The sequence below is a fragment of the Escherichia sp. HH41S genome (genome assembly GCF_009820115.1).
Lineage (GTDB): Bacteria > Pseudomonadota > Gammaproteobacteria > Enterobacterales > Enterobacteriaceae > Escherichia > Escherichia coli_F.
Window position 1 is genome coordinate 262,054 of record NZ_VNXE01000061.1, and the last position, 26,644, is coordinate 288,697.

The following is a 26,644-nucleotide window of genomic DNA, read 5'->3' on the forward strand; positions in this document are numbered from 1 at the left end:
CGGTCATTGCAAAGGAGAAGACTATGTTGAAATCCCCCCTGTTCTGGAAAATGACCACCCTGTTTGGTGCAGTATTGCTGTTGTTGATTCCGATAATGCTGATTCGGCAGGTGATTGTCGAACGTGCCGATTACCGTAGCGATGTGGAAGATGCGATTCGGCAAAGTACCAGCGGGCCGCAGAAACTTGTTGGACCGCTCATCGCTATTCCTGTGACCGAGCTTTATACGGTGCAGGAAGAGGATAAAACCGTGGAGCGGAAACGAAGTTTTATCCATTTTTGGTTACCTGAGTCATTGATGGTTGATGGCAATCAGAACGTGGAAGAACGCAAGATTGGGATTTATACCGGTCAGGTCTGGCATAGTGATTTAACGCTAAAAGCCGATTTTGATGTTTCGCGTCTTAGCGAACTCAATGCGCCAAATATCACCTTAGGCAAGCCATTTATTGTGATTGGCGTCGGGGATGCGCGTGGTATAGGTGTGGTGAAAGCACCTGACGTTAACGGAACGGCGCTGACCATTGAACCCGGTACCGGGTTAGAGCAAGGCGGGCAGGGCGTGCATATCCCTTTACCCGAAGGGGACTGGCGGAAGCAGAACCTGAAGCTGAATATGGCGCTGAATTTAAGCGGTACCGGCAATCTTTCTGTGGTGCCTGCCGGGCGTAATAGCGAAATGACCTTAACCAGCAACTGGCCGCATCCCAGTTTTTTAGGTGATTTTCTGCCAGCCAAACGGGAAGTCAGCGAGTCTGGTTTTCAGGCGCAATGGCAAAGCAGCTGGTTTGCTAATAATCTCGGTGAGCGTTTTGCTTCAGGTAATGATACCGGCTGGGAAAACTTCCCGGCGTTTAGCGTCGCAGTGACGACGCCAGCCGATCAATACCAATTAACGGACCGTGCGACTAAGTACGCCATTCTGCTGATTGCACTGACTTTTATGGCGTTCTTTGTTTTTGAAACGCTCACCGCGCAACGTTTACACCCAATGCAATATTTGCTGGTGGGGCTTTCATTGGTGATGTTTTATTTGCTCTTGCTGGCGCTTTCTGAACATACCGGTTTTACCGTGGCATGGATAATCGCCAGTCTGATTGGGGCGTTAATGAACGGTATTTATTTGCAGGCGGTATTGAAAGGCTGGCGCAACAGCATGTTGTTTACCCTCGCGCTGTTGTTGCTGGATGGTGTGATGTGGGGACTGCTCAACTCTGCCGATAGCGCGCTGTTGTTGGGAACCAGTGTGCTGGTGGTGGCGCTGGCCGGCATGATGTTTGTGACCCGTAATATCGACTGGTATGCGTTTTCACTGCCGAAAATGAAAGCCAGTAAAGAAGTTACAACGGACGATGAGTTACGTATCTGGAAATAAGGTTGAAAAATAAAAACGGCGCTAAAAAGCGCCGTTTTTTTTGACGGTGGTAAAGCCGATTAATCTTCCAGATCACCGCAGAAGCGATAACCTTCACCGTGAATGGTGGCGATGATTTCCGGCGTATCCGGCGTAGATTCGAAATGTTTACGAATACGGCGGATCGTCACGTCTACAGTACGGTCGTGCGGTTTCAGCTCACGGCCGGTCATTTTCTTCAGCAGTTCAGCACGGGACTGAATTTTGCCTGGGTTTTCACAGAAGTGAAGCATGGCGCGGAACTCACTGCGCGGCAGCTTGTACTGCTCGCCATCAGGGCCGATCAGCGAACGGCTGTTGATGTCCAGTTCCCAACCATTGAACTTGTAGCTTTCAACGCTACGACGTTCTTCGCTGACAGTACCAAGATTCATGGTACGGGACAGCAGGTTGCGTGCACGAATAGTAAGTTCACGCGGGTTGAACGGTTTGGTGATGTAGTCATCTGCACCGATTTCGAGGCCGAGAATTTTATCGACTTCGTTGTCACGGCCAGTCAGGAACATCAACGCAACATTCGCCTGCTCGCGCAGTTCACGCGCTAACAGAAGACCGTTCTTACCCGGCAGATTGATATCCATGATCACCAGGTTGATGTCATATTCAGAGAGGATCTGATGCATTTCCGCGCCATCTGTCGCTTCGAAAACATCATAGCCTTCCGCTTCGAAAATACTTTTCAACGTGTTGCGTGTTACCAACTCGTCTTCAACGATAAGAATGTGCGGGGTCTGCATGTTTGCTACCTAAATTGCCAACTAAATCGAAACAGGAAGTACAAAAGTCCCTGACCTGCCTGATGCATGCTGCAAATTAACATGATCGGCGTAACATGACTAAAGTACGTAATTGCGTTCTTGATGCACTTTCCATCAACGTCAACAACATCATTAGCTTGGTCGTGGGTACTTTCCCTCAGGACCCGACAGTGTCAAAAACGGCTGTCATCCTAACCATTTTAACAGCAACATAACAGGCTAAGAGGGGCCGGACACCCAATAAAACTACGCTTCGTTGACATATATCAAGTTCAATTGTAGCACGTTAACAGTTTGATGAAATCATCGTATCTAAATGCTAGCTTTCGTCACATTATTTTAATAATCCAACTAGTTGCATCATACAACTAATAAACGTGGTGAATCCAATTGTCGAGATTTATTTTTTATAAAATTATCCTAAGTAAACAGAAGGATATGTAGCATTTTTTAACAATTCAACCATTAGTACAGTCAGGAAATAGTTTAGTCTTTTTTAAGCTAAGTGAAGGGCTTTTTCTGCGACTTACGTTAAGAGTTTGTAAATTCGATCCGCGTAATAAGTTGACAATGATCACCCTGTGCGCGGTTATTAGGTCAAGAAGAGTGGCAATATGCGTATAACGATTATTCTGGTCGCACCCGCCAGAGCAGAAAATATTGGGGCAGCGGCGCGGGCAATGAAAACGATGGGGTTTAGCGAGCTGCGAATTGTCGATAGTCAGGCACACCTGGAGCCAGCTACCCGCTGGGTCGCACATGGATCTGGTGATATTATTGATAATATTAAAGTTTTCCCAACTCTGGCTGAATCGTTACACGATGTCGACTTCACTGTCGCCACCACTGCACGCAGTCGGGCGAAATATCATTACTACGCCACGCCGGTGGAACTGGTGCCGCTGTTAGAGGAAAAATCCTCGTGGATGAGCCATGCAGCGCTGGTGTTTGGTCGCGAAGATTCCGGGCTGACTAACGAGGAGTTAGCCTTGGCTGACGTTCTTACTGGTGTCCCGATGGTGGCAGATTATCCTTCGCTGAATCTGGGACAGGCGGTGATGGTTTATTGCTATCAATTAGCAACATTAATACAACAACCGGCCAAAAGTGACACAACGGCAGACCAACATCAACTGCAAGCTTTACGCGAACGAGCCATGTCATTGCTGACGACCCTGGCAGTGGCAGATGACACAAAACTGGTCGACTGGTTACAACAACGGCTGGGGCTTTTAGAGCAACGAGACACGGCAATGTTGCATCGTTTGCTGCATGATATTGAAAAAAATATCACCAAATAAAAAACGCCTTAGTAAGTATTTTTCAGCTTTTCATTCTGACTGCAACGGGCAATATGTCTCTGTGTGGATTAAAAAAAGAGTCTCTGACAGCAGCTTCTGAACTGGTTACCTACCGTGAGTAAATTAAAATTTTATTGACTTAGGTCACTAAATACTTTAACCAATATAGGCATAGCGCACAGACAGATAAAAATTACAGAGTACACAACATCCATGAAACGCATTAGCACCACCATTACCACCACCATCACCATTACCACAGGTAACGGTGCGGGCTGACGCGTACAGGAAACACAGAAAAAAGCCCGCACCTGACAGTGCGGGCTTTTTTTTCGACCAAAGGTAACGAGGTAACAACCATGCGAGTGTTGAAGTTCGGCGGTACATCAGTGGCAAATGCAGAACGTTTTCTGCGGGTTGCCGATATTCTGGAAAGCAATGCCAGGCAGGGGCAGGTGGCTACCGTCCTCTCTGCCCCTGCCAAAATCACCAACCACCTGGTGGCGATGATTGAAAAAACGATTAGCGGCCAGGATGCTTTACCCAATATCAGCGATGCCGAACGTATTTTTGCCGAACTTCTGACGGGACTCGCCGCCGCTCAGCCGGGATTCCCGCTGGCGCAGCTGAAAACTTTCGTCGACCAGGAATTTGCCCAAATTAAACATGTCCTGCATGGTATTAGTTTGTTAGGGCAGTGCCCGGATAGCATCAACGCGGCACTGATTTGCCGTGGCGAGAAAATGTCGATCGCCATTATGGCCGGCGTGTTAGAAGCGCGTGGTCACAACGTTACCGTAATCGATCCGGTCGAAAAACTGCTGGCAGTCGGTCATTACCTCGAATCTACCGTCGATATTGCTGAGTCCACCCGCCGTATTGCGGCAAGCCGCATTCCGGCTGACCACATGGTGCTGATGGCAGGTTTCACCGCCGGTAATGAAAAAGGCGAACTGGTGGTGCTTGGACGTAACGGTTCCGACTACTCCGCCGCGGTACTGGCTGCCTGTTTACGCGCCGATTGTTGCGAGATCTGGACGGACGTTGACGGGGTCTATACCTGCGACCCGCGTCAGGTGCCCGATGCGAGGTTGTTGAAGTCGATGTCCTATCAGGAAGCGATGGAGCTTTCCTACTTCGGCGCTAAAGTTCTTCACCCCCGCACCATTACCCCCATCGCTCAGTTCCAGATCCCTTGCCTGATTAAAAACACCGGAAATCCTCAAGCACCAGGTACGCTCATTGGCGCCAGCCGTGATGAAGACGAATTACCGGTCAAGGGCATTTCCAATCTGAATAATATGGCAATGTTCAGTGTTTCCGGCCCGGGGATGAAAGGAATGGTCGGCATGGCGGCGCGCGTCTTTGCAGCGATGTCACGCGCTCGCATTTCAGTGGTGCTGATTACGCAATCGTCTTCTGAATACAGTATCAGTTTCTGCGTTCCACAAAGCGACTGTGTGCGAGCTGAACGGGCGATGCAGGAAGAGTTCTATCTTGAACTGAAGGAAGGCTTGCTGGAGCCGCTGGCGGTGACGGAACGGCTAGCCATTATCTCGGTGGTAGGTGATGGTATGCGCACCTTGCGTGGGATCTCGGCGAAATTCTTTGCCGCGCTGGCCCGCGCCAATATCAACATTGTCGCCATTGCTCAGGGATCTTCTGAACGCTCAATCTCTGTCGTGGTAAATAACGATGATGCGACCACTGGCGTGCGCGTTACCCACCAGATGCTGTTCAATACCGATCAGGTTATCGAAGTGTTTGTGATTGGCGTCGGTGGTGTTGGCGGTGCGCTTCTGGAGCAACTGAAGCGCCAGCAAAGCTGGCTGAAGAATAAACATATCGACTTACGTGTCTGCGGCGTTGCCAACTCAAAGGCTCTGCTCACCAATGTGCATGGCCTTAATCTGGAGAACTGGCAGGAAGAACTGGCGCAAGCCAAAGAGCCGTTTAACCTCGGGCGCTTAATTCGCCTGGTGAAAGAATATCATTTGCTGAATCCGGTGATTGTCGACTGTACCTCCAGCCAGGCGGTGGCGGATCAGTATGCTGACTTCCTGCGCGAAGGTTTCCACGTGGTTACGCCAAACAAAAAGGCCAACACCTCGTCGATGGATTACTACCATCAGTTGCGTTATGCGGCGGAAAAATCGCGGCGTAAATTCCTCTATGACACTAACGTTGGGGCTGGATTACCGGTTATTGAGAACCTGCAAAATCTGCTCAACGCAGGTGATGAATTAATGAAGTTCTCCGGCATTCTTTCCGGTTCGCTTTCTTATATCTTCGGCAAGTTAGACGAAGGCATGAGTTTCTCCGAGGCGACCACGCTGGCGCGGGAAATGGGTTATACCGAACCGGACCCGCGAGATGATCTTTCTGGTATGGATGTGGCGCGTAAGCTATTGATTCTCGCCCGTGAAACGGGACGTGAACTGGAACTGGCGGATATTGAAATTGAACCTGTGCTGCCCGCAGAGTTTAACGCAGAGGGTGATGTTGCAGCTTTTATGGCGAATCTGTCACAGCTCGACGATCTCTTTGCCGCACGCGTGGCGAAGGCTCGTGATGAGGGCAAAGTTTTGCGCTATGTTGGCAATATTGATGAAGATGGCATCTGCCGCGTGAAGATTGCCGAAGTGGATGGCAATGATCCGCTGTTCAAAGTGAAAAATGGCGAAAACGCCCTGGCCTTCTATAGCCACTATTATCAGCCGCTGCCGTTGGTTCTGCGCGGATATGGCGCGGGCAATGACGTTACAGCTGCTGGTGTCTTTGCCGATCTGCTACGTACCCTCTCATGGAAGTTAGGAGTCTGACATGGTTAAAGTTTATGCCCCGGCTTCCAGTGCCAATATGAGCGTCGGGTTTGATGTGCTCGGGGCGGCGGTGACACCTGTTGATGGTGCATTGCTCGGAGATGTAGTCACGGTTGAGGCGGCAGAGACATTCAGTCTCAACAATCTCGGACGTTTTGCCGATAAGCTGCCGTCAGAACCACGGGAAAATATCGTTTATCAGTGCTGGGAGCGTTTTTGCCAGGAGCTGGGCAAGCAAATTCCAGTGGCAATGACGCTGGAAAAGAATATGCCGATCGGCTCGGGCTTAGGCTCCAGTGCCTGTTCGGTGGTCGCGGCGCTGATGGCGATGAATGAACACTGCGGCAAGCCGCTTAATGACACTCGTTTGCTGGCTTTGATGGGCGAGCTGGAAGGGCGTATCTCCGGCAGCATTCATTACGACAACGTGGCACCGTGTTTTCTTGGTGGTATGCAGTTGATGATCGAAGAAAACGACATCATCAGCCAGCAAGTGCCAGGGTTTGATGAGTGGCTGTGGGTTCTGGCGTATCCGGGGATTAAAGTCTCGACGGCAGAAGCCAGGGCGATTTTACCGGCGCAGTATCGCCGCCAGGATTGCATTGCGCACGGGCGACATCTGGCAGGCTTCATTCACGCCTGCTATTCCCGTCAGCCTGAGCTTGCCGCGAAGCTGATGAAAGATGTTATCGCTGAACCCTACCGTGAACGGTTACTGCCAGGCTTCCGGCAGGCGCGGCAGGCGGTCGCGGAAATCGGCGCGGTAGCGAGCGGTATCTCCGGCTCCGGCCCGACTTTGTTCGCTCTGTGTGACAAGCCGGATACCGCCCAGCGCGTTGCCGACTGGTTGGGTAAGAACTACCTGCAAAATCAGGAAGGTTTTGTTCATATTTGCCGGCTGGATACGGCGGGCGCACGAGTACTGGAAAACTAAATGAAACTCTACAATCTGAAAGATCACAATGAGCAGGTCAGCTTTGCGCAAGCCGTAACCCAGGGGTTGGGCAAAAATCAGGGGCTGTTTTTCCCGCACGACCTGCCGGAATTCAGCCTGACTGAAATTGATGAGATGCTGAAGCTGGATTTTGTCACCCGCAGTGCGAAGATCCTCTCGGCGTTTATTGGTGATGAGATCCCGCAGGAAATACTGGAAGAGCGCGTGCGCGCGGCGTTTGCCTTCCCGGCTCCGGTCGCCAATGTTGAAAGCGATGTCGGTTGTCTGGAATTGTTTCATGGGCCAACACTGGCATTTAAAGATTTCGGCGGTCGCTTTATGGCACAAATGCTGACCCATATTGCGGGCGATAAGCCAGTGACCATTCTGACCGCGACCTCCGGTGATACTGGAGCGGCAGTGGCTCATGCTTTCTACGGTTTACCGAATGTGAAAGTGGTTATCCTCTATCCAAGAGGCAAAATCAGTCCACTGCAAGAAAAACTGTTCTGTACATTGGGCGGCAATATTGAAACTGTTGCCATCGACGGCGATTTCGATGCCTGTCAGGCGCTGGTGAAGCAGGCGTTTGATGATGAAGAACTGAAAGTGGCGCTGGGGCTAAACTCTGCTAACTCCATTAACATCAGCCGTTTGCTGGCGCAGATTTGCTACTACTTTGAAGCTGTTGCGCAGCTGCCGCAGGAAGCGCGCAACCAGCTGGTTGTCTCGGTGCCGAGCGGTAACTTCGGCGATTTGACTGCGGGCCTGCTGGCGAAATCTCTTGGCCTGCCGGTGAAGCGTTTTATCGCTGCCACTAACGTGAACGATACAGTGCCGCGTTTCCTGCACGACGGGCAGTGGTCCCCTAAAGCGACTCAGGCGACGTTATCCAACGCGATGGACGTGAGTCAACCGAACAACTGGCCGCGTGTGGAAGAGTTGTTCCGCCGCAAAATCTGGCAACTGAAAGAGCTGGGTTATGCAGCCGTAGATGATGAAACCACGCAACAGACAATGCGTGAGTTAAAAGCGCTGGGCTATACCTCGGAGCCGCACGCTGCCGTAGCTTATCGTGCGCTGCGTGACCAGTTGCATCCAGGCGAATATGGCTTGTTCCTCGGCACCGCGCATCCGGCGAAATTTAAAGAGAGCGTGGAAGCGATTCTCGGTGAAACATTGGATCTGCCAAAAGAGCTGGCAGAACGTGCTGATTTACCCTTGCTTTCGCATAATCTGCCCGCCGATTTTGCTGCGTTGCGTAAATTGATGATGAATCATCAGTAACATCTATTCATTATCTCAATCAGGCCGGGTTTGCTTTTATACAGCCCGGCTTTTTTATGAAGAAAATATGGAGAAAAACGACAGGAAAAAAGGAGAAATTCTCAATAAATGCGGTAACTTAGAGATTAGGATTGCGGAGAATAACAACCGCCGTTCTCATCGCGTAATCTCCGGATATCGACCCATAACGGGCAATGATAAAAGGAGTAACCTGTGAAAAAGATGCAATCTATCGTACTCGCACTTTCCCTGGTTCTGGTCGCTCCCATGGCAGCACAGGCTGCGGAAATTACGTTAGTCCCGTCAGTAAAATTACAGATAGGCGATCGTGATAATCGTGGCTATTACTGGGATGGCGGTCACTGGCGCGACCACGGCTGGTGGAAACAACATTATGAATGGCGAGGCAATCGCTGGCACCCACACGGACCGCCGCCACGTCATAACAAGCACCATGATCATCGTAATGACCACCGTGGCGATCATCGTCCGGGGCCGGACAAACATCATCGCTAAATATGAATGCCGGATTGCCATCCGGCATTTACTGCAAACTTAACGCTGCTCGTAGCGTTTAAACACCAGTTCCCCATCACTGGAGGAAGCTTCATCAAAGAAGTAACCTTCGCTATTAAAGCCAGTTAGTTGCTCTGGTTTGGTCAGCCGATTTTCAATAATGAAACGACTCATCAGACCGCGCGCTTTCTTAGCGTAGAAGCTGATGATCTTAAATTTGCCGTTCTTCTCATCGAGGAACACTGGCTTGATAATCTCGGCATTCAATTTCTTCGGCTTCACCGATTTGAAATACTCATCTGACGCCAGATTAATCACCACATTATCGCCTTGTGCTGCGAGCGCCTCGTTCAGTTTGTTGGTGATGATATCTCCCCAGAATTGATACAGATCTTTCCCTCGGGCATTCTCAAGACGGATCCCCATTTCCAGACGATAAGGCTGCATTAAATCGAGCGGGCGCAGTACGCCATACAAGCCGGAAAGCATTCGCAAATGCTGTTGGGCAAAATCGAAATCGTCTTCGCTGAAGGTTTCGGCCTGCAAGCCAGTATAGACATCACCTTTAAATGCCAGAATCGCTTGTCGGGCATTCTCTGGCGTGAAATCTGGCTGCCAGTCATGAAAGCGAGCGGCGTTGATACCCGCCAGTTTGTCGCTGATGCGCATCAGCGTGCTAATCTGCGGAGGCGTCAGTTTCCGCGCTTCATGGATCAGCAGCTGGGAGTTGTCTAACAGCTCCGGCAGCGTATAGCGCGTGGTGGGCAACGGGCTTTGGTAATCGAGCGTTTTCGCAGGTGAAATAAGAATCAGCATATCCAGTCCTTGCGGGAAATTTATGCCGACTTTAGCAAAAAAAGAGAATGAGTTGATCGATAGTTGTGATTACTCCTGCGAAACATCATCCCACGCGTCCGGAGAAAGCTGGCGACCAATATCCGGATAACGCAACGGATCAAACACCGGGCGCACGCCGAGTTTACGCTGGCGTAGATAATCACTGGCAATGGTATGAACCACAGGCGAGAGCAGTAATATGGCGGTCAAATTGGTAATAGCCATGCAGGCCATTATGATATCTGCCAGTTGCCACATCAGCGGAAGACTTAGCAAGGTGCCGCCGATGACCGTTGCGAAGGTGCAGATTCGCAGACACCAGATCGCTTTAGGGTTGTTCAGGCGTAAGAAGAAGAGATTGTTTTCGGCATAAATGTAGTTGGCAACGATGGAGCTGAAGGCAAACAGAATAACCACGAGGGTAACAAACTCCGCACCCCAGGAGCCCATTAGCACCCGCATCGCCTTCTGGATAAGCTGAATACCTTCCAGCGGCATGTAGGTTGTGCCGTTACCCGCCAGTAATATCAGCATGGCGCTTGCCGTACAGATGACCAGGGTGTCGATAAAAATGCCAATCATCTGGACAATCCCTTGCGCTGCGGGATGCGGAGGCCAGGACGCAGCTGCCGCTGCCGCGTTTGGCGTCGACCCCATTCCCGCCTCATTGGAAAACATACTGCGCTGAAAACCGTTAGTAATCGCCTGGCTTAAGGTATATCCCGCCGCGCCGCCTGCCGCTTCCTGCCAGCCAAAAGCACTCTCAAAAATAGACCAAATGACGTGGGGAAGTTGCCCGATATTCATTACGCAAATTACCAGGCTGGTCAGTACCCAGATTATCGCCATCAACGGGACAAACCCCTGCATGAGCCGGGCGACGCCATGAAGACCGCGAGTGATTGCCAGCAGAGCAAAGACAGCAAGAATAATGCCTGTCACCAGCGGGGGAAAATCAAAAGAAAAACTCAGGGCTCGGGCAACGGCGTTCGCCTGAACTCCGCTGAAAATTATGCCGTAGGCGATGAGCAAAAAGAGGGCGAACAGAACGCCCATCCAGCGCATCCCCAGCCCGCGCGCCATATACCATGCCGGTCCGCCACGAAACTGCCCATTAACGTCACGTTCTTTATAAAGTTGTGCAAGGGAACATTCGGCAAACGAGGTCGCCATGCCGATAAACGCGGCAACCCACATCCAGAAGACGGCACCTGGTCCACCGGCGGTAATAGCCAGCGCAACGCCAGCCAGGTTGCCGCTACCCACGCGCGCCGCAAGACTGGTACACAATGACTGAAATGAGGTTAAACCGCCTGGCTGTGGATGAATGCTATTTTTAAGACTTTTGCCAAACTGGCGGATGTAGCGAAACTGCACAAAACCGGTGCGAAAAGTGAACCAACAACCTGCGCCGAAGAGCAGGTAAATCATTACCGAGCCCCAGAGGACGCTGTTAATAAAGGAAAAAAAATCTGGCATGCATATCCCTCTTATTGCCGGTCGCGATGACTTTCCTGTGTAAACGTTACCAATTGTTTAAGAAGTATATACGCTACGAGGTAGTTGATAACTTCTGCGTAGCATACATGAGGTTTTGTATAAAAATGGCGGGCGATATCAACGCAGTGTCAGAAATCCGAAACAGTCTCGCCAGGCGATAACCGTCTTGTCGGCGGTTGCGCTGACGTTGCGTCGTGATATCATCAGGGCAGACCGGTTACATCCCCCTAACAAGCTGTTTAAAGAGAAATACTATCATGACGGACAAATTGACCTCCCTTCGTCAGTACACCACCGTAGTGGCCGACACTGGGGACATCGCGGCAATGAAGCTGTATCAACCGCAGGATGCCACAACTAACCCTTCTCTCATTCTTAACGCAGCGCAGATTCCGGAATATCGTAAGTTGATTGATGATGCTGTCGCTTGGGCGAAACAGCAGAGCAACGATCGCGCGCAGCAGATCGTGGACGCGACCGACAAACTGGCAGTAAATATTGGTCTGGAAATCCTGAAACTGGTTCCGGGCCGTATCTCAACTGAGGTTGATGCGCGTCTTTCCTATGACACCGAAGCGTCAATTGCGAAAGCAAAACGCCTGATCAAGCTCTACAACGATGCAGGTATTAGCAACGATCGTATTCTGATCAAACTGGCTTCTACCTGGCAGGGTATCCGTGCTGCAGAACAGCTGGAAAAAGAAGGTATCAACTGTAACCTGACCCTGCTGTTCTCCTTCGCTCAGGCTCGTGCTTGTGCGGAAGCAGGCGTGTTCCTGATCTCGCCATTTGTTGGCCGTATTCTTGACTGGTACAAAGCGAATACTGATAAGAAAGAGTACGCTCCGGCAGAAGATCCGGGCGTGGTTTCTGTATCTGAAATCTACCAGTACTACAAAGAGCACGGTTATGAAACCGTGGTGATGGGCGCAAGCTTCCGTAACATCGGCGAAATTCTGGAACTGGCAGGCTGCGACCGTCTGACCATCGCACCGGCGCTGCTGAAAGAGCTGGCTGAGAGCGAAGGGGCTATCGAACGTAAACTGTCTTACACCGGCGAAGTGAAAGCGCGTCCGGCGCGTATCACTGAGTCCGAGTTCCTGTGGCAGCACAACCAGGATCCAATGGCAGTAGATAAACTGGCAGAAGGTATCCGTAAGTTTGCTGTTGACCAGGAAAAACTGGAAAAAATGATCGGCGATCTGCTGTAATCATTCTTAGCGTGACCGGGAAGTCGGTCACGCTACCTCTTCTGAAGCCTGTCTGTCACTCCCTTCGCAGTGTATCATTCTGTTTAACGAGACTGTTTAAACGGAAAAATCTTGATGAATACTTTACGTATTGGCTTAGTTTCCATCTCTGATCGCGCATCCAGCGGCGTTTATCAGGATAAAGGCATCCCTGCGCTGGAAGAATGGCTGACATCGGCGCTAACCACGCCGTTTGAACTGGAAACCCGCTTAATCCCCGATGAGCAGGCGATCATTGAGCAAACGTTGTGTGAGCTGGTGGATGAAATGAGTTGCCATCTGGTGCTCACCACGGGCGGAACTGGTCCGGCGCGTCGTGACGTAACGCCCGATGCGACGCTGGCAGTAGCGGACCGCGAGATGACGGGCTTTGGTGAACAGATGCGCCAAATTAGCCTGCATTTTGTTCCAACCGCGATCCTTTCGCGCCAGGTGGGCGTGATTCGCAAACAAGCACTAATCCTTAACTTACCCGGTCAGCCGAAGTCTATTAAAGAGACGCTGGAAGGGGTGAAGGATGCAGAGGGTAACGTTGTGGTACACGGTATTTTTGCCAGCGTACCGTACTGCATTCAGTTGCTGGAAGGGCCATACGTTGAAACGGCACCGGAAGTAGTTGCAGCATTCAGACCGAAGAGTGCAAGACGCGAAGTTAGCGAATAAAAAAATCCCCCCGAGCGGGGGGATCTCAAAACAATTAGTGGGATTCACCAATCGGCAGAACGGTGCGACCAAACTGCTCGTTCAGTACTTCACCCATCGCCAGATAGATTGCGCTGGCACCGCAGATCAGACCAATCCAGCCGGCAAAGTGGATGATCGCGGCATTACCGACAATGTTACCGATCGCCAGCAGGGCAAACAGCACGGTCAGGCTAAAGAAAACGAATTGCAGAACGCGTGCGCCTTTCAGCGTGCCGAAGAACATAAACAGCGTAAATACGCCCCACAGACCAAGGTAGACACCAAGGAACTGTGCATTTGGCGCATCGGTCAGACCCAGTTTCGGCATCAGCAGAATCGCAACCAGCGTCAGCCAGAAAGAACCGTAAGAGGTGAATGCGGTTAAACCGAAAGTATTGCCTTTTTTGTACTCCAGCAGACCAGCAAAAATTTGCGCGATGCCGCCGTAGAAAATGCCCATTGCAAGAATAATACCGTCAAGAGCGAAATAACCCACGTTGTGCAGGTTAAGCAGAATGGTGGTCATGCCGAAGCCCATCAGGCCCAGCGGTGCCGGATTAGCCAACTTAGTGTTGCCCATAATTCCTCAAAAATCATCATCGAATGAATGGTGAAATAATTTCCCTGAATAACTGTAGTGTTTTCAGGGCGCGGCATAATAATCAGCCAGTGGGGCAGTGTCTACGATCTTTTGAAGGGAAAATGAAAATTTTCCCCGGTTTCCGGTATCAGACCTGAGTGGCACTAACCATCCGGCGCAGGCAGGCGATTTGCAGTACGGCTGGAATCGTCACGCGATAGGCGCTGCCGCTGACCGCTTTAACCCCATTTAGTGCCGCGCCTACAGGGCCTCCCAGCCCCGCGCCGCGCAGCAAACCATGCCCAAGTACGCTCATTGCTGCGTGGGTGCGTAAAATGCGGGTCAATTGGCTGGAAAGCAAATGCGACACGCCTTTTGCCAATAATTTGTCTTTCATCAGCAGCGGCAGCAGCTCTTCCAGCTCATTCACCCTGGCATCGACCGCGTGCAGAAACTCCTGCTTATGTTCCTCGTCCATTTTCTTCCAGGTATTACGCAGAAATTGTTCCAGTAACTGTTGCTCAATTTCAAACGTAGACATCTCTTTGTCGGCTTTCAGCTTCAATCGTTTTGAAACATCGAGCAAAATGGCCCGATACAATTTACCGTGTCCACGCAGTTTGTTGGCGATACTATCGCCACCAAAATGCTGTAATTCTCCGGCAATCAGCTGCCAGTTGCGGCGATGTTGCTCGGGATGTCCTTCCATCGATTTAAACAGTTCGTTGCGCATCAGTACGCTGGAGAGGCGAGTTTTGCCTTTTTCATTATGGGTGAGCAGCCGGGCGAAATTTGCCAATTGTTCCTCACTACAATGCTGGAGAAAATCCAGATCTGAATCATTCAGGTAATTAACATTCATTTTTTGTGGCTTCTATATTCTGGCGTTAGTCGTCGCCGATAATTTTCAGCGTGGCCATATCCGATGAGTTCACCGTATGGCCGGAAAAGGTGATTTTTGAGACGCAGCGTTTATTGTCGTTATCGCTGTTAATGTTGATCCAGTCAGTGGTTTGCCCTTCTTTTATTTCTGAAGGAATATTCAGGCTCTGACTGGCGCTACGGGCGGCTTTGAAATAAACCGATGCACCACTTAACTGTAAATCGCCATGGTCGGCAGTAAGTTGAATGCGTTTAACAATGCGACAAACAGGAAGTTTCAGCGCCAGATCGTTGGTTTCGTTACGCGGCATCGCAATGACGCCGAGGATTTTATGGTCGTTTGCCTGCGCTGTGCAGCAAAGCAACAGGCTAATTGCCAGGCTGGCGGAAAGCGTAAAAACGGATTTCATAAGTATTCTCTTAGTGGGGAGAGGTAGGGGATGAATACCCACTAGTTTACTGCTGATAAAGAGAAGATTCAGGTACGTAATATTTTCTTTTTATTACAATTTTTCTATGAATGTCTTAGCTGCCATTCATTCTTTATATGAATAAAATTGCTGTCAGTTTCGTGTCTTCTTCTGGCATATCGCGAAATTTCTGCGCAAAAGCACAAAAAATTTTTGCATCTCCCCCTTGATGACGTGGGTTACGACCCCATTTAGTAGTCAACCGCAGTGAGTGAGTCTGCAAAAAAATGAAATTGGGCAGTTGAAACCAGACGTTTCGCCCCTATTACAGACTCACAACCACATGATGACCGAATATATAGTGGAGACGTTTAGATGGGTAAAATAATTGGTATCGACCTGGGTACTACCAACTCTTGTGTAGCGATTATGGATGGCACCACTCCGCGAGTGCTGGAGAACGCCGAAGGCGATCGCACCACGCCTTCTATCATTGCCTATACCCAGGATGGTGAAACTCTGGTTGGTCAGCCGGCTAAACGTCAGGCAGTGACAAACCCGCAAAACACCCTGTTTGCGATTAAACGCCTGATTGGCCGCCGCTTCCAGGACGAAGAAGTACAGCGTGATGTTTCCATCATGCCGTTCAAAATTATTGCTGCTGATAACGGCGACGCTTGGGTCGAAGTTAAAGGCCAGAAAATGGCACCGCCGCAGATTTCTGCTGAAGTGCTGAAAAAAATGAAGAAAACCGCGGAAGATTACCTGGGCGAACCGGTAACTGAAGCTGTTATTACCGTACCGGCATACTTTAACGATGCTCAGCGTCAGGCAACCAAAGACGCAGGCCGTATCGCTGGTCTGGAAGTAAAACGTATCATCAACGAACCGACCGCCGCTGCGCTGGCTTACGGTCTGGACAAAGGTACTGGCAACCGTACTATCGCGGTTTATGACCTGGGTGGTGGTACTTTCGATATTTCCATTATCGAAATCGACGAAGTTGACGGCGAAAAAACCTTCGAAGTTCTGGCAACCAACGGTGATACCCACCTGGGGGGTGAAGACTTCGACAGCCGTCTGATTAACTATCTGGTTGAAGAATTCAAGAAAGATCAGGGCATTGACCTGCGCAACGATCCGCTGGCAATGCAGCGCCTGAAAGAAGCGGCAGAAAAAGCGAAAATCGAACTTTCTTCCGCTCAGCAGACCGACGTTAACCTGCCGTATATCACTGCAGACGCGACCGGTCCGAAACACATGAACATCAAAGTGACTCGTGCGAAACTGGAAAGCCTGGTTGAAGACCTGGTAAACCGTTCCATTGAGCCGCTGAAAGTTGCACTGCAGGACGCTGGCCTGTCCGTATCTGATATCGACGACGTTATCCTCGTTGGTGGTCAGACTCGTATGCCAATGGTTCAGAAGAAAGTTGCTGAATTCTTTGGTAAAGAGCCGCGTAAAGACGTTAACCCGGACGAAGCTGTAGCCATCGGTGCTGCTGTTCAGGGTGGTGTTCTGACTGGTGACGTAAAAGACGTACTGCTGCTGGACGTTACCCCGCTGTCTCTGGGTATCGAAACCATGGGCGGTGTGATGACGACGCTGATCGCGAAAAACACCACTATCCCGACCAAGCACAGCCAGGTGTTCTCTACCGCTGAAGACAACCAGTCTGCGGTAACCATCCACGTGCTGCAGGGTGAACGTAAACGTGCAGCTGATAACAAATCTCTGGGTCAGTTCAACCTGGATGGTATCAACCCGGCACCGCGCGGTATGCCGCAGATCGAAGTTACCTTCGATATCGATGCTGACGGTATCCTGCACGTTTCCGCGAAAGATAAAAACAGCGGTAAAGAGCAGAAGATCACCATCAAGGCTTCTTCTGGTCTGAACGAAGATGAAATCCAGAAAATGGTACGCGACGCAGAAGCGAACGCCGAAGCTGACCGTAAGTTTGAAGAGCTGGTACAGACTCGCAACCAGGGCGACCATCTGCTGCACAGCACCCGTAAGCAGGTTGAAGAAGCAGGCGACAAACTGCCGGCTGACGACAAAACTGCTATCGAGTCTGCGCTGACTGCACTGGAAACTGCTCTGAAAGGTGAAGACAAAGCCGCTATCGAAGCGAAAATGCAGGAACTGGCACAGGTTTCCCAGAAACTGATGGAAATCGCCCAGCAGCAACATGCCCAGCAGCAGACTGCCGGTGCTGATGCTTCTGCAAACAACGCGAAAGATGACGATGTTGTCGACGCTGAATTTGAAGAAGTCAAAGACAAAAAATAATCGCCCTATAAACGGGTAATTATACTGACACGGGCGAAGGGGAATTTCCTCTCCGCCCGTGCATTCATCTAGGGGCAATTTAAAAAAGATGGCTAAGCAAGATTATTACGAGATTTTAGGCGTTTCCAAAACAGCGGAAGAGCGTGAAATCAAAAAGGCCTACAAACGCCTGGCCATGAAATACCACCCGGACCGTAACCAGGGTGACAAAGAGGCCGAGGCGAAATTTAAAGAGATCAAGGAAGCTTATGAAGTTCTGACCGACTCGCAAAAACGTGCGGCATACGATCAGTATGGTCATGCTGCGTTTGAGCAAGGCGGCATGGGCGGCGGCGGTTTTGGCGGCGGCGCAGACTTCAGCGATATTTTTGGTGACGTTTTCGGCGATATTTTTGGCGGCGGACGTGGTCGTCAACGTGCGGCGCGCGGTGCTGATTTACGCTATAACATGGAGCTCACCCTCGAAGAAGCTGTACGTGGCGTGACCAAAGAGATCCGCATTCCGACTCTGGAAGAGTGTGACGTTTGCCACGGTAGCGGTGCAAAACCAGGTACACAGCCGCAGACCTGTCCGACCTGTCATGGCTCTGGTCAGGTGCAGATGCGCCAGGGCTTCTTCGCTGTACAGCAGACCTGTCCACACTGTCAGGGCCGCGGTACGCTGATCAAAGATCCGTGCAACAAATGTCATGGTCATGGTCGTGTTGAGCGCAGCAAAACGCTGTCCGTTAAAATCCCGGCAGGAGTGGACACTGGAGACCGCATCCGTCTTGCGGGCGAAGGTGAAGCGGGCGAGCATGGCGCACCGGCAGGCGATCTGTACGTTCAGGTTCAGGTTAAACAGCACCCGATTTTCGAGCGTGAAGGCAACAACCTGTATTGCGAAGTCCCGATCAACTTCGCTATGGCGGCGCTGGGTGGCGAAATCGAAGTACCGACTCTTGATGGTCGCGTCAAACTGAAAGTGCCTGGCGAAACCCAGACCGGTAAGCTGTTCCGTATGCGCGGTAAAGGCGTCAAGTCTGTCCGCGGTGGCGCACAGGGTGATTTGCTGTGCCGCGTTGTCGTCGAAACACCGGTAGGCCTGAACGAGAAGCAGAAACAGCTGCTGCAAGAGCTGCAAGAAAGCTTCGGTGGCCCAACCGGCGAGCACAACAGCCCGCGCTCAAAGAGCTTCTTTGATGGTGTGAAGAAGTTTTTCGACGACCTGACTCGCTAACCTCCCCAAAAGCCTGCCCGTGGGCAGGCCAGGTAAAAAACAGGGTGCGTTGAAGATATGCGAGCACCTGTAAAGTGGCGGGGATCACTCCCCGCCGTTGCTCTTACTCGGATTCGTAAGCCGTGAAAACAGCAACCTCCGTCTGGCCAGTTCGGATGTGAACCTCACAGAGGTCTTTTCTCGTTACCAGCGCCGCCACTACGGCGGTGATACAGATGACGATCAGGGCGACAATCATCGCCTTATGCTGCTTCATTGCTCTCTTCTCCTTGACCTTACGGTCAGTAAGAGGCACTCTACATGTGTTCTGCATATAGGGGGCCTCGGGTTGATGGTAAAATATCACTCGGGGCTTTTCTCTATCTGCCGTTCAGCTAATGCCTGAGACAGACAGCCTCAAGCACCCGCCGCTATTATATCGCTCTCTTTAACCCATTCTGTTTTATCGATTCTAATCCTGAAGACGCCTCGCATTTTTGCGTAATTAATCTTTAGTACATTGTTTATTTTAACTCTTATGTGCGTTTTCATTTACAAAAGTTGAGATTATGAACAAGAGGTTTAAGTTATGCCTGAATGGTGAGTTATTACTGGAGAAAGTAATAGAAGATACAAAATATTCTTGTACAGAATTGAATTTTCTTTTTGTGAGGAAAAATGTTTATAAATCAATGAGTGATATTTAAAATCGACACACTTTTTGAAACACGATACCTCCACACCCGGGGGTAAAAGTAATCTGCGATCTCCATCACGCTTTGCCATTCACCTTTAAATATACTTTCTGAGTCGTTCTTAATCAAAATGAATTATCTGATGTATTGATTTCTATGGAACCATAAAAACAATGAATGGAGAGCATATTATATGTCTGCCAAAAGACGGCTTCTTATTGCGTGTGCCCTGACAACGATTTTCTATCATCTTCCTGCATATTCTTCATTAGAATATAAAGGTTTCTTTGGCTCAATAAATGCAGGTTATGCAGACTGGAATAGTGGATTTGTAAATACTCACCGTGGTGAAGTATGGAAAGTGACTGCGGATTTTGGGGTAAATTTTAAAGAAGCAGAATTTTACTCATTTTATGAAAGTAATGTACTCAATCATGCTGTAGCAGGGAGAAATCATACGGTTTCAGCAATGACGCATGTCAGACTCTTTGACTCTGATATGACATTCTTTGGCAAAATTTATGGCCAATGGGATAACTCATGGGGTGACGATCTGGACATGTTTTATGGATTCGGTTACCTCGGCTGGAACGGCGAGTGGGGCTTTTTTAAACCGTATATTGGATTACATAATCAATCTGGTGACTACGTATCAGCTAAATATGGTCAAACGAATGGTTGGAATGGTTATGTTGTTGGCTGGATAGCAGTATTGCCATTTATGTTATTTGACGAAAAATTTGTTTTATCTAACTGGAATGAAATAGAACTGGACAGAAATGATGCCTATGCGGAACAACAATTTGGTCGGAATGGGCTAAATGGCGGTTTAACAGTGGCCTGGAAGTTCTATCCTCGCTGGAAAGCCAGTGTGACGTGGCGTTATTTCGATAATAAGCTGGGCTACGATGGCTTTGGCGATCAAATGATTTATATGCTTGGTTATGATTTCTAATTTTTTATCAGGGAATAATTATGCAGAAAACGTTAATGGCCAGTTTGATCGGCCTTGCAGTTTGCACAGGGAATGCTTTTAGTCCTGCCTTAGCCGCAGAGGCTAAACAACCTAATTTAGTCATTATTATGGCGGATGATTTAGGTTATGGCGATTTAGCAACATATGGTCATCAGATCGTTAAAACACCTAATATCGACAGGCTTGCCCAGGAAGGGGTCAAATTTACTGACTACTATGCCCCCGCCCCTTTAAGTTCACCTTCACGCGCTGGGCTATTAACCGGCCGGATGCCATTTCGTACTGGAATTCGCTCATGGATTCCTTCAGGCAAAGATGTTGCCTTAGGGCGTAACGAACTCACGATTGCTAATCTACTCAAAGCGCAAGGGTACGACACGGCAATGATGGGTAAGCTGCATCTGAATGCAGGCGGCGATCGTACCGATCAGCCTCAGGCAAAAGATATGGGCTTTGATTACTCACTGGTTAATACGGCGGGTTTTGTTACCGACGCTACTCTGGATAATGCGAAGGAGCGTCCCCGTTTTGGTATGGTGTATCCGACGGGTTGGTTGCGTAACGGGCAACCTACACCTCGTGCCGATAAAATGAGTGGTGAGTATGTCAGTTCGGAAGTCGTTAACTGGTTGGATAACAAAAAGGATAGTAAGCCTTTCTTCCTTTATGTCGCTTTTACCGAAGTGCACAGTCCCCTGGCTTCGCCCAAAAAATACCTCGACATGTACTCACATTATATGAGCGACTATCAGAAGCAGCATCCTGATTTATTTTATGGCGACTGGGCGGATAAACCCTGGCGTGGTACAGGAGAATATTATGCCAACATCAGTTATCTGGATGCTCAGGTTGGAAAAGTACTGGATAAAATCAAAGCGATGGGTGAAGAAGATAACACCATCGTTATTTTTACCAGTGATAACGGCCCAGTAACCCGTGAAGCACGTAAAGTTTATGAACTGAATTTGGCAGGGAAAACTGATGGATTACGTGGTCGCAAGGATAACCTTTGGGAAGGCGGCATCCGTGTTCCGGCGATTATTAAATACGGAAAGCATCTTCCAAAGGGAATGGTTTCAGATACGCCAGTTTATGGTCTGGACTGGATGCCAACGCTGGCGAAAATGATGAACTTCAAATTACCGACGGACCGCACTTTTGATGGCGAATCGTTGGTTCCTGTCCTTGAGAACAAGGCGCTAAAACGTGAAAAGCCATTAATCTTCGGAATTGACATGCCATTCCAGGATGATCCAACCGACGAATGGGCGATACGTGATGGTGACTGGAAAATGATCATCGATCGTAACAATAAGCCAAAGTACCTATACAACCTCAAAACCGATCGTTTTGAGACCATTAATCAGATAGGTAAAAATCCAGACATTGAAAAACAAATGTATGGTAAGTTCTTAAAGTATAAAGCCGATATTGATAATGATTCATTAATGAAAGCCAGGGGTGATAAACCAGAAGCAGTGACCTGGGGCTAACCTGATAATCATAATAAATGTAATGTATGCCATTTAGGGCTATGCCCGCCTGATTCAGTGCTACGCATTGAATCAGGTTCTTTTCGCGTTGAACAATATCAAGATACGGCTATTCGCAGGGAGTGGATATGTTTACCAACGTAAATGTTGATTGTTGCAAAACACCAGGATGTAAAAACCTGGGGGTGCTGAATAGCCAGGATTATGTCGCACAGGGTAAAAATATTTTATGCCGTGAATGTGGTTACTTGTTTCCAGTGATATCTGAACAGTCGCTTAATATTTATCGTAATATTGTGAATCACTCCTGGAGAGGTTTGATTTGCCAATGTTCAACTTGCGGAGGCACGTCCCTCAAAAAATATGGATATTCTGCACAAGGCCAGAGGAGAATGTATTATCATCATTGTTCCAGAACTTTTATCACTCTGGATCATGTAAATACAACGCCGCGAAGAACACATTTAGCATTGATGATTGAGCAAGGGGCCTCACTTGCAGATATCCGTAAATTATTACTTCTTAATAGCACAGGGCTTAACCGTGAGTTGATGAAACTAGCCCGGGAAGTAAACTATAAAGAAAGTTGCCAGTACTCTTCTGCTTCTGATATTTCTCTCGCTACCCGCGCTTTTCGCGTAAAGTTTAACGGTAGTAACAACTATCTTTATAGTCTTGTTACCGCAGAAGAACAAAGCGGTAGAGTCGTCGCTATTTCAACAAATTATTCTTCATCAGCGGTAGAGTCGCATTATCAATATGCATCAAGTTATGAAGAGCGTTTGTCTCCAGGTACACTGGCGCATCACGTACAACGCAAGGAGTTACTTACTATGCGACGTGATACTTTATTTGATATTGATTATGGTCGGGCGATATTACATCAAAACGATCCGGGGATGCTGGTGAAACCTGTTCTTCCGGCGTATCGCCATTTTGAACTGGTTAGAGTACTGACTGAAGCATATTCTATAAATATTCAACACTACCTTGATCACGAGTGCTTTATATTAGGCGGTTGTCTAATGGCTAATTTACAGCATATTCATCAAGGCCGGTGCCATATTTCATTTGTGAAAGAACGCGGCGAGAAAACGACTCATTATGATACGCCGCCGCGGTTGTTTTTGAGTGGTGGCGTGAGAAATAATGTCTAGCGTGCATTTTCCGCCCGTGATTATTCAATGGCTGTTTGTAACCTTACAGGAAACAAGAAAGCAAATGAAATGCGGTATTCGACGTTAGCAAGCGCGACTCGTTTTATCAACTTCCTGGAGTCTCATCCCTTTCTATCCTCATTAAACCGAATGTCGCCTGCCAATGTTGTCTCCACATTAGATATTTTCAAGCATCTCTGGAATAAACAGCTATAGCACAGTGCGATTTTATTATTACTTTTCCTAATTAATCCCTCAGAAATCCTCACCTTAAGCTATGATTATCAGGGCTTAGGGTCACTCGTGAGCGCTTACAGCCGTCAAAAACTCATCTCATCACTGATGACGCAAATCCTTCAATGGATCGTAAAAAACGAATTATTCCTACACTATAATCTGATTTTAACGAAGATTTGTGCGGGGTAAAATAGTAAAAACGATCTATTCACCTGAAAGAGAAATAAAAAGTGAAACATCTGCATCGATTCTTTAGCAGTGATGCCTCGGGAGGCATTATTCTTATCATTGCCGCTATCCTGGCGATGATTATGGCCAATAGCGGCGCAACCAGTGGATGGTATCACGACTTTCTGGAGACGCCGGTTCAGCTCCGGGTTGGTTCACTCGAAATCAACAAAAACATGCTGTTATGGATAAATGACGCGCTGATGGCGGTATTTTTCCTGTTAGTTGGTTTGGAAGTTAAACGTGAACTGATGCAAGGATCGCTAGCCAGCTTACGCCAGGCCGCATTTCCAGTTATCGCCGCTATTGGTGGGATGATTGTGCCGGCATTGCTCTATCTGGCCTTTAACTATGCCGATCCGATTACCCGCGAAGGGTGGGCGATCCCGGCGGCTACTGACATTGCCTTTGCACTTGGTGTGCTGGCGCTGTTGGGAAGTCGTGTTCCGTTAGCGCTGAAGATCTTTTTGATGGCTCTGGCTATTATCGACGATCTTGGGGCCATCATTATCATCGCATTGTTCTACACTAATGACTTATCGATGGCCTCTCTTGGCGTCGCGGCTGTAGCAATTGCGGTACTCGCGGTATTGAATCTGTGTGGTGTGCGCCGCACGGGTGTCTATATTCTGGTTGGCGTGGTGTTGTGGACTGCGGTGTTGAAATCGGGGGTTCACGCAACCCTGGCGGGGGTAATTGTCGGCTTCTTTATTCCTTTGAAAGAGAAGCATGGGCGTTCTCCAGCGAAGCGATTGGAGCATGTGTTGCACCCGTGGGTGGCGTATCTGATTTTACCGCTGTTTGCATTTGCTAATGCTGGCGTTTCACTGCAAGGCGTCACGCTGGATGGCTTGACCTCCATTCTGCCATTGGGGATCATCGCTGGCTTGCTGATTGGCAAACCGCTGGGGATTAGTCTGTTCTGCTGGTTGGCGCTGCGTTTGAAACTGGCGCATCTGCCTGAGGGAACGACTTATCAGCAAATTATGGCGGTGGGGATCCTGTGCGGTATCGGTTTTACTATGTCTATCTTTATTGCCAGCCTGGCCTTTGGTAGCGTAGATCCAGAACTGATTAACTGGGCGAAACTCGGTATCCTGGTCGGTTCTATCTCTTCGGCGGTAATTGGATACAGCTGGTTACGCGTTCGTTTGCGTCCATCAGTTTGACAGGACGGTTTACCGGGGAGCCATAAACGGCTCCCTTTTCATTGTTATCAGGGAGAGAAATGAGCATGTCTCATATCAATTACAACCACTTGTATTACTTCTGGCATGTCTATAAAGAAGGTTCCGTGGTTGGCGCAGCGGAGGCGCTTTATTTAACACCACAAACCATTACCGGACAGATTCGGGCGCTGGAAGAGCGCCTGCAAGGCAAATTATTTAAGCGCAAGGGACGTGGTCTCGAACCCAGCGAGCTGGGAGAGCTGGTCTATCGCTATGCCGATAAAATGTTCACCTTAAGCCAGGAAATGCTGGATATCGTGAACTATCGCAAAGAATCCAATTTATTGTTTGACGTTGGCGTGGCTGATGCACTTTCTAAACGCCTGGTCAGTAGCGTACTTAACGCCGCAGTGGTAGAAGGCGAGCCGATTCATCTTCGCTGCTTCGAATCCACCCACGAAATGCTGCTGGAGCAATTAAGCCAGCATAAACTGGATATGATCATTTCCGACTGTCCGATAGATTCTACGCAGCAGGAAGGCCTGTTCTCCGTGAGAATTGGCGAATGTGGCGTGAGCTTCTGGTGTACAAATCCACCACCGGAAAAACCATTCCCGGCTTGTCTGGAAGAACGGCGGCTTTTGATTCCTGGGCGACGTTCAATGTTAGGGCGCAAATTGCTTAACTGGTTTAACTCCCAGGGATTAAACGTAGAAATCCTCGGCGAGTTTGATGATGCCGCGTTGATGAAAGCTTTTGGTGCGATGCACAATGCAATCTTCGTTGCCCCAACGCTTTATGCATATGACTTTTATGCCGATAAAACTGTCGTAGAAATTGGTCGCGTCGAAAATGTGATGGAAGAGTACCATGCTATTTTTGCTGAGCGGATGATTCAGCACCCGGCGGTACAGCGAATCTGCAATACGGATTATTCTGCGCTTTTTAGCCCAGCGGCACGTTAATCGGCAGCTCCCCCAAAGTTAAGGTGGGGGAGATAGATTAGTTGTACATTACCACGATTTTGACTCGGCTCATTATTTGTCCGCTTGAGACATTATTTCCATATGTACGCGGGCGAATAAATAGAGGAATCTGATTACTTCCTTCATGGGGATGCTGAAAAGCATAGCTATTGCTTTTGCCATACTGGATTTCATTCGTACCATCATTGGAGAGTTGAAAGCCTATTTGACCCGCACCGTCCTCACTGTTTTCTAACTCATTTTTTAATATGCTGGTTCCTGACTCCTGTATCGTCACCGGTTCAAAGTAATATTCAACTTCGATGGGTTCAAAAACTAATTCACCTTGCTCGCCCTGGATGCAGTCAAATCTTATATGATGAAACTGATAATTTTCACTATTGATACGAGACAGTACAAATCGTCCAGTGTCGATGGATTTGTCTTCAAAACCACAAGTCATTAAGTTAACCTGTAAAATGGTATTTAAATTAAAGTTAAAGCGGACGCTGTTACAATTAGTATTACTCCCTATGCATGAGCTCACTTCAATTTCGAACAACAAAGGAAAAGGTGCCCCTGGAAAAATATCTGAGATGTAAGAATTATCTGGTAACGAAGTAATAGAATATGGAATCGTGAAATTTATTGCAGATAAGATTTCTTCTAAATTATAAGATGATTTACCGGGTAGTTCTATTTTTTTACCGTTAGATTCAAAAGGAAAATTAATAATATAATGACGCCCCCCACTTTAAACCTTAAGGCGTTCAGTGTTAAAAAATGAACTTTAATGGTGTTGGTCGTATCTTGCAAATCCGCACACTCAATGATATTTCCAGTGTTTTCAATTTTTTCAACAGCGAGATTACCTTTCATATTAAGTGGGTTTAGAGTGTAAGTTCCACGTTGTTCACCGACATTGGTCAGTGTACAGGGAGCACTTTGCACAATAAAAGAATATAGACTCAAGGAGAGCAATAAAAGCCACTTCATAGTAAACTCCTTTTACTGACATATATATATTTTATTTTCATCGATAACGTTTTTAAAAGTAA

Annotated in this window: 23 protein-coding genes, 2 pseudogenes and 1 other annotated feature; of the genes and pseudogenes, 17 read left to right on the plus strand and 8 right to left on the minus strand. The window is 48.6% G+C overall.

Going from position 1 to position 26,644, the window contains the following annotated elements; all coding sequences use genetic code 11:
- The first annotated feature begins 23 nt into the window (after positions 1-23).
- Positions 24-1,376 (plus strand): cell envelope integrity protein CreD, encoded by a 1,353-nt coding sequence (creD, locus tag FQZ95_RS10975; RefSeq protein WP_032183159.1) that lies wholly within the window; start codon positions 24-26, stop codon positions 1,374-1,376.
- Between the two features lie 59 nt (positions 1,377-1,435).
- Here creD and arcA read toward each other — a convergent pair whose 3' ends face one another.
- On the minus strand, positions 1,436-2,152 hold the full coding sequence (gene arcA, locus FQZ95_RS10980) for a two-component system response regulator ArcA (RefSeq protein WP_001194358.1): 717 nt from the start codon (positions 2,150-2,152) through the stop codon (positions 1,436-1,438).
- A 95-nt stretch (positions 2,153-2,247) separates the two neighbouring features.
- Between arcA and yjjY the strand changes: the two genes are divergently transcribed.
- The 7 genes from yjjY (at position 2,248) to FQZ95_RS11015 (ending at position 9,033) form a co-directional block, all read left to right on the plus strand.
- Positions 2,248-2,388: a protein YjjY gene (gene yjjY, locus FQZ95_RS10985; RefSeq protein ID WP_001303782.1), complete on the plus strand. Its 141-nt coding sequence runs from the start codon at positions 2,248-2,250 to the stop codon at positions 2,386-2,388.
- Between the two features lie 399 nt (positions 2,389-2,787).
- Positions 2,788-3,474, plus strand: a complete 687-nt coding sequence (locus tag FQZ95_RS10990; RefSeq protein ID WP_001223153.1) for a tRNA/rRNA methyltransferase — start codon at positions 2,788-2,790, stop codon at positions 3,472-3,474.
- A gap of 213 nt (positions 3,475-3,687) precedes the next feature.
- On the plus strand, positions 3,688-3,753 hold the full coding sequence (gene thrL, locus FQZ95_RS10995; RefSeq protein WP_001386572.1) for a thr operon leader peptide: 66 nt from the start codon (positions 3,688-3,690) through the stop codon (positions 3,751-3,753).
- Positions 3,689-3,808 (plus strand) — a sequence feature (Thr leader region). It overlaps the preceding gene by 65 nt.
- Positions 3,809-3,833: 25 nt before the next feature.
- Entirely contained in the window at positions 3,834-6,296 is a 2,463-nt protein-coding gene (gene thrA, locus FQZ95_RS11000) for a bifunctional aspartate kinase/homoserine dehydrogenase I (RefSeq protein WP_001264706.1), read from the plus strand.
- 1 nt (position 6,297) lies between these two features.
- On the plus strand, positions 6,298-7,230 hold the full coding sequence (gene thrB / locus FQZ95_RS11005; RefSeq protein ID WP_000241660.1) for a homoserine kinase: 933 nt from the start codon (positions 6,298-6,300) through the stop codon (positions 7,228-7,230).
- Positions 7,231-8,517 carry a threonine synthase gene (thrC, locus tag FQZ95_RS11010; RefSeq protein ID WP_000781057.1) on the plus strand — a complete coding sequence of 429 codons (1,287 nt, stop codon included), beginning with the start codon at positions 7,231-7,233 and terminating at the stop codon, positions 8,515-8,517.
- A gap of 213 nt (positions 8,518-8,730) precedes the next feature.
- The gene (locus FQZ95_RS11015) at positions 8,731-9,033 is read left to right on the plus strand and encodes a DUF2502 domain-containing protein (RefSeq protein ID WP_032183165.1); all 303 of its coding nucleotides are present in this window, start codon (positions 8,731-8,733) and stop codon (positions 9,031-9,033) included.
- A gap of 39 nt (positions 9,034-9,072) precedes the next feature.
- Here the strand turns inward: FQZ95_RS11015 and yaaA are convergent, their stop codons facing one another.
- Together yaaA and FQZ95_RS11025 are read right to left on the minus strand one after the other, a co-directional pair.
- Positions 9,073-9,849, minus strand: a complete 777-nt coding sequence (gene yaaA / locus FQZ95_RS11020; RefSeq protein WP_032183167.1) for a peroxide stress protein YaaA — start codon at positions 9,847-9,849, stop codon at positions 9,073-9,075.
- 69 nt (positions 9,850-9,918) lie between these two features.
- On the minus strand, positions 9,919-11,349 hold the full coding sequence (locus FQZ95_RS11025; protein WP_001112573.1) for an alanine/glycine:cation symporter family protein: 1,431 nt from the start codon (positions 11,347-11,349) through the stop codon (positions 9,919-9,921).
- Positions 11,350-11,627: 278 nt separating this feature from the next.
- Between FQZ95_RS11025 and tal the strand changes: the two genes are divergently transcribed.
- Both tal and mog read left to right on the plus strand, forming a co-directional pair.
- Positions 11,628-12,581, plus strand: coding sequence for a transaldolase (tal, locus tag FQZ95_RS11035; protein WP_000130187.1), 954 nt, complete (start codon positions 11,628-11,630; stop codon positions 12,579-12,581).
- Positions 12,582-12,695: 114 nt separating this feature from the next.
- The gene (mog, locus tag FQZ95_RS11040) at positions 12,696-13,283 is read left to right on the plus strand and encodes a molybdopterin adenylyltransferase (protein ID WP_088541472.1); all 588 of its coding nucleotides are present in this window, start codon (positions 12,696-12,698) and stop codon (positions 13,281-13,283) included.
- A 34-nt stretch (positions 13,284-13,317) separates the two neighbouring features.
- On the opposite strand, the gene satP is transcribed toward mog, so the two are convergent.
- From satP to FQZ95_RS11055, 3 genes are all read right to left on the minus strand, one after another.
- Positions 13,318-13,884, minus strand: coding sequence for an acetate uptake transporter (gene satP / locus FQZ95_RS11045; RefSeq protein ID WP_000528541.1), 567 nt, complete (start codon positions 13,882-13,884; stop codon positions 13,318-13,320).
- A gap of 148 nt (positions 13,885-14,032) precedes the next feature.
- Positions 14,033-14,746: an acidic protein MsyB gene (gene msyB, locus FQZ95_RS11050; protein ID WP_001102367.1), complete on the minus strand. Its 714-nt coding sequence runs from the start codon at positions 14,744-14,746 to the stop codon at positions 14,033-14,035.
- Positions 14,747-14,771: 25 nt separating this feature from the next.
- Positions 14,772-15,176: a DUF2541 family protein gene (locus FQZ95_RS11055; protein ID WP_000843576.1), complete on the minus strand. Its 405-nt coding sequence runs from the start codon at positions 15,174-15,176 to the stop codon at positions 14,772-14,774.
- Positions 15,177-15,551: 375 nt separating this feature from the next.
- Between FQZ95_RS11055 and dnaK the strand changes: the two genes are divergently transcribed.
- Together dnaK and dnaJ are read left to right on the plus strand one after the other, a co-directional pair.
- Positions 15,552-17,468 (plus strand): molecular chaperone DnaK, encoded by a 1,917-nt coding sequence (dnaK, locus tag FQZ95_RS11060; RefSeq protein ID WP_000516135.1) that lies wholly within the window; start codon positions 15,552-15,554, stop codon positions 17,466-17,468.
- Positions 17,469-17,556: 88 nt separating this feature from the next.
- Complete coding sequence (gene dnaJ, locus FQZ95_RS11065) at positions 17,557-18,687, plus strand: molecular chaperone DnaJ (RefSeq protein ID WP_001118464.1); 1,131 nt, start codon at positions 17,557-17,559, stop codon at positions 18,685-18,687.
- Between the two features lie 103 nt (positions 18,688-18,790).
- Here the strand turns inward: dnaJ and mokC are convergent, their stop codons facing one another.
- Positions 18,791-18,943 carry a type I toxin-antitoxin system toxin MokC gene (gene mokC, locus FQZ95_RS11070; RefSeq protein ID WP_000809168.1) on the minus strand — a complete coding sequence of 51 codons (153 nt, stop codon included), beginning with the start codon at positions 18,941-18,943 and terminating at the stop codon, positions 18,791-18,793.
- Between the two features lie 611 nt (positions 18,944-19,554).
- Between mokC and FQZ95_RS11075 the strand changes: the two genes are divergently transcribed.
- From FQZ95_RS11075 to nhaR, 5 genes and pseudogenes are all read left to right on the plus strand, one after another.
- Positions 19,555-20,316: an outer membrane protein OmpK gene (locus tag FQZ95_RS11075; RefSeq protein WP_088541471.1), complete on the plus strand. Its 762-nt coding sequence runs from the start codon at positions 19,555-19,557 to the stop codon at positions 20,314-20,316.
- Positions 20,317-20,336: 20 nt separating this feature from the next.
- Positions 20,337-21,830, plus strand: a complete 1,494-nt coding sequence (locus FQZ95_RS11080; protein ID WP_088541470.1) for a sulfatase family protein — start codon at positions 20,337-20,339, stop codon at positions 21,828-21,830.
- 128 nt (positions 21,831-21,958) lie between these two features.
- Positions 21,959-23,203 (plus strand): annotated as a pseudogene (locus FQZ95_RS11085) (cytoplasmic protein).
- Positions 23,204-23,454: 251 nt separating this feature from the next.
- The gene (nhaA, locus tag FQZ95_RS11090) at positions 23,455-24,621 is read left to right on the plus strand and encodes a Na+/H+ antiporter NhaA (protein WP_000681360.1); all 1,167 of its coding nucleotides are present in this window, start codon (positions 23,455-23,457) and stop codon (positions 24,619-24,621) included.
- Between the two features lie 65 nt (positions 24,622-24,686).
- Entirely contained in the window at positions 24,687-25,586 is a 900-nt protein-coding gene (gene nhaR / locus FQZ95_RS11095; RefSeq protein WP_001300855.1) for a transcriptional activator NhaR, read from the plus strand.
- A 37-nt stretch (positions 25,587-25,623) separates the two neighbouring features.
- Here nhaR and FQZ95_RS11100 read toward each other — a convergent pair.
- Positions 25,624-26,582 (minus strand): annotated as a pseudogene (locus FQZ95_RS11100) (fimbrial family protein).
- Positions 26,583-26,644: the final 62 nt, after the last annotated feature.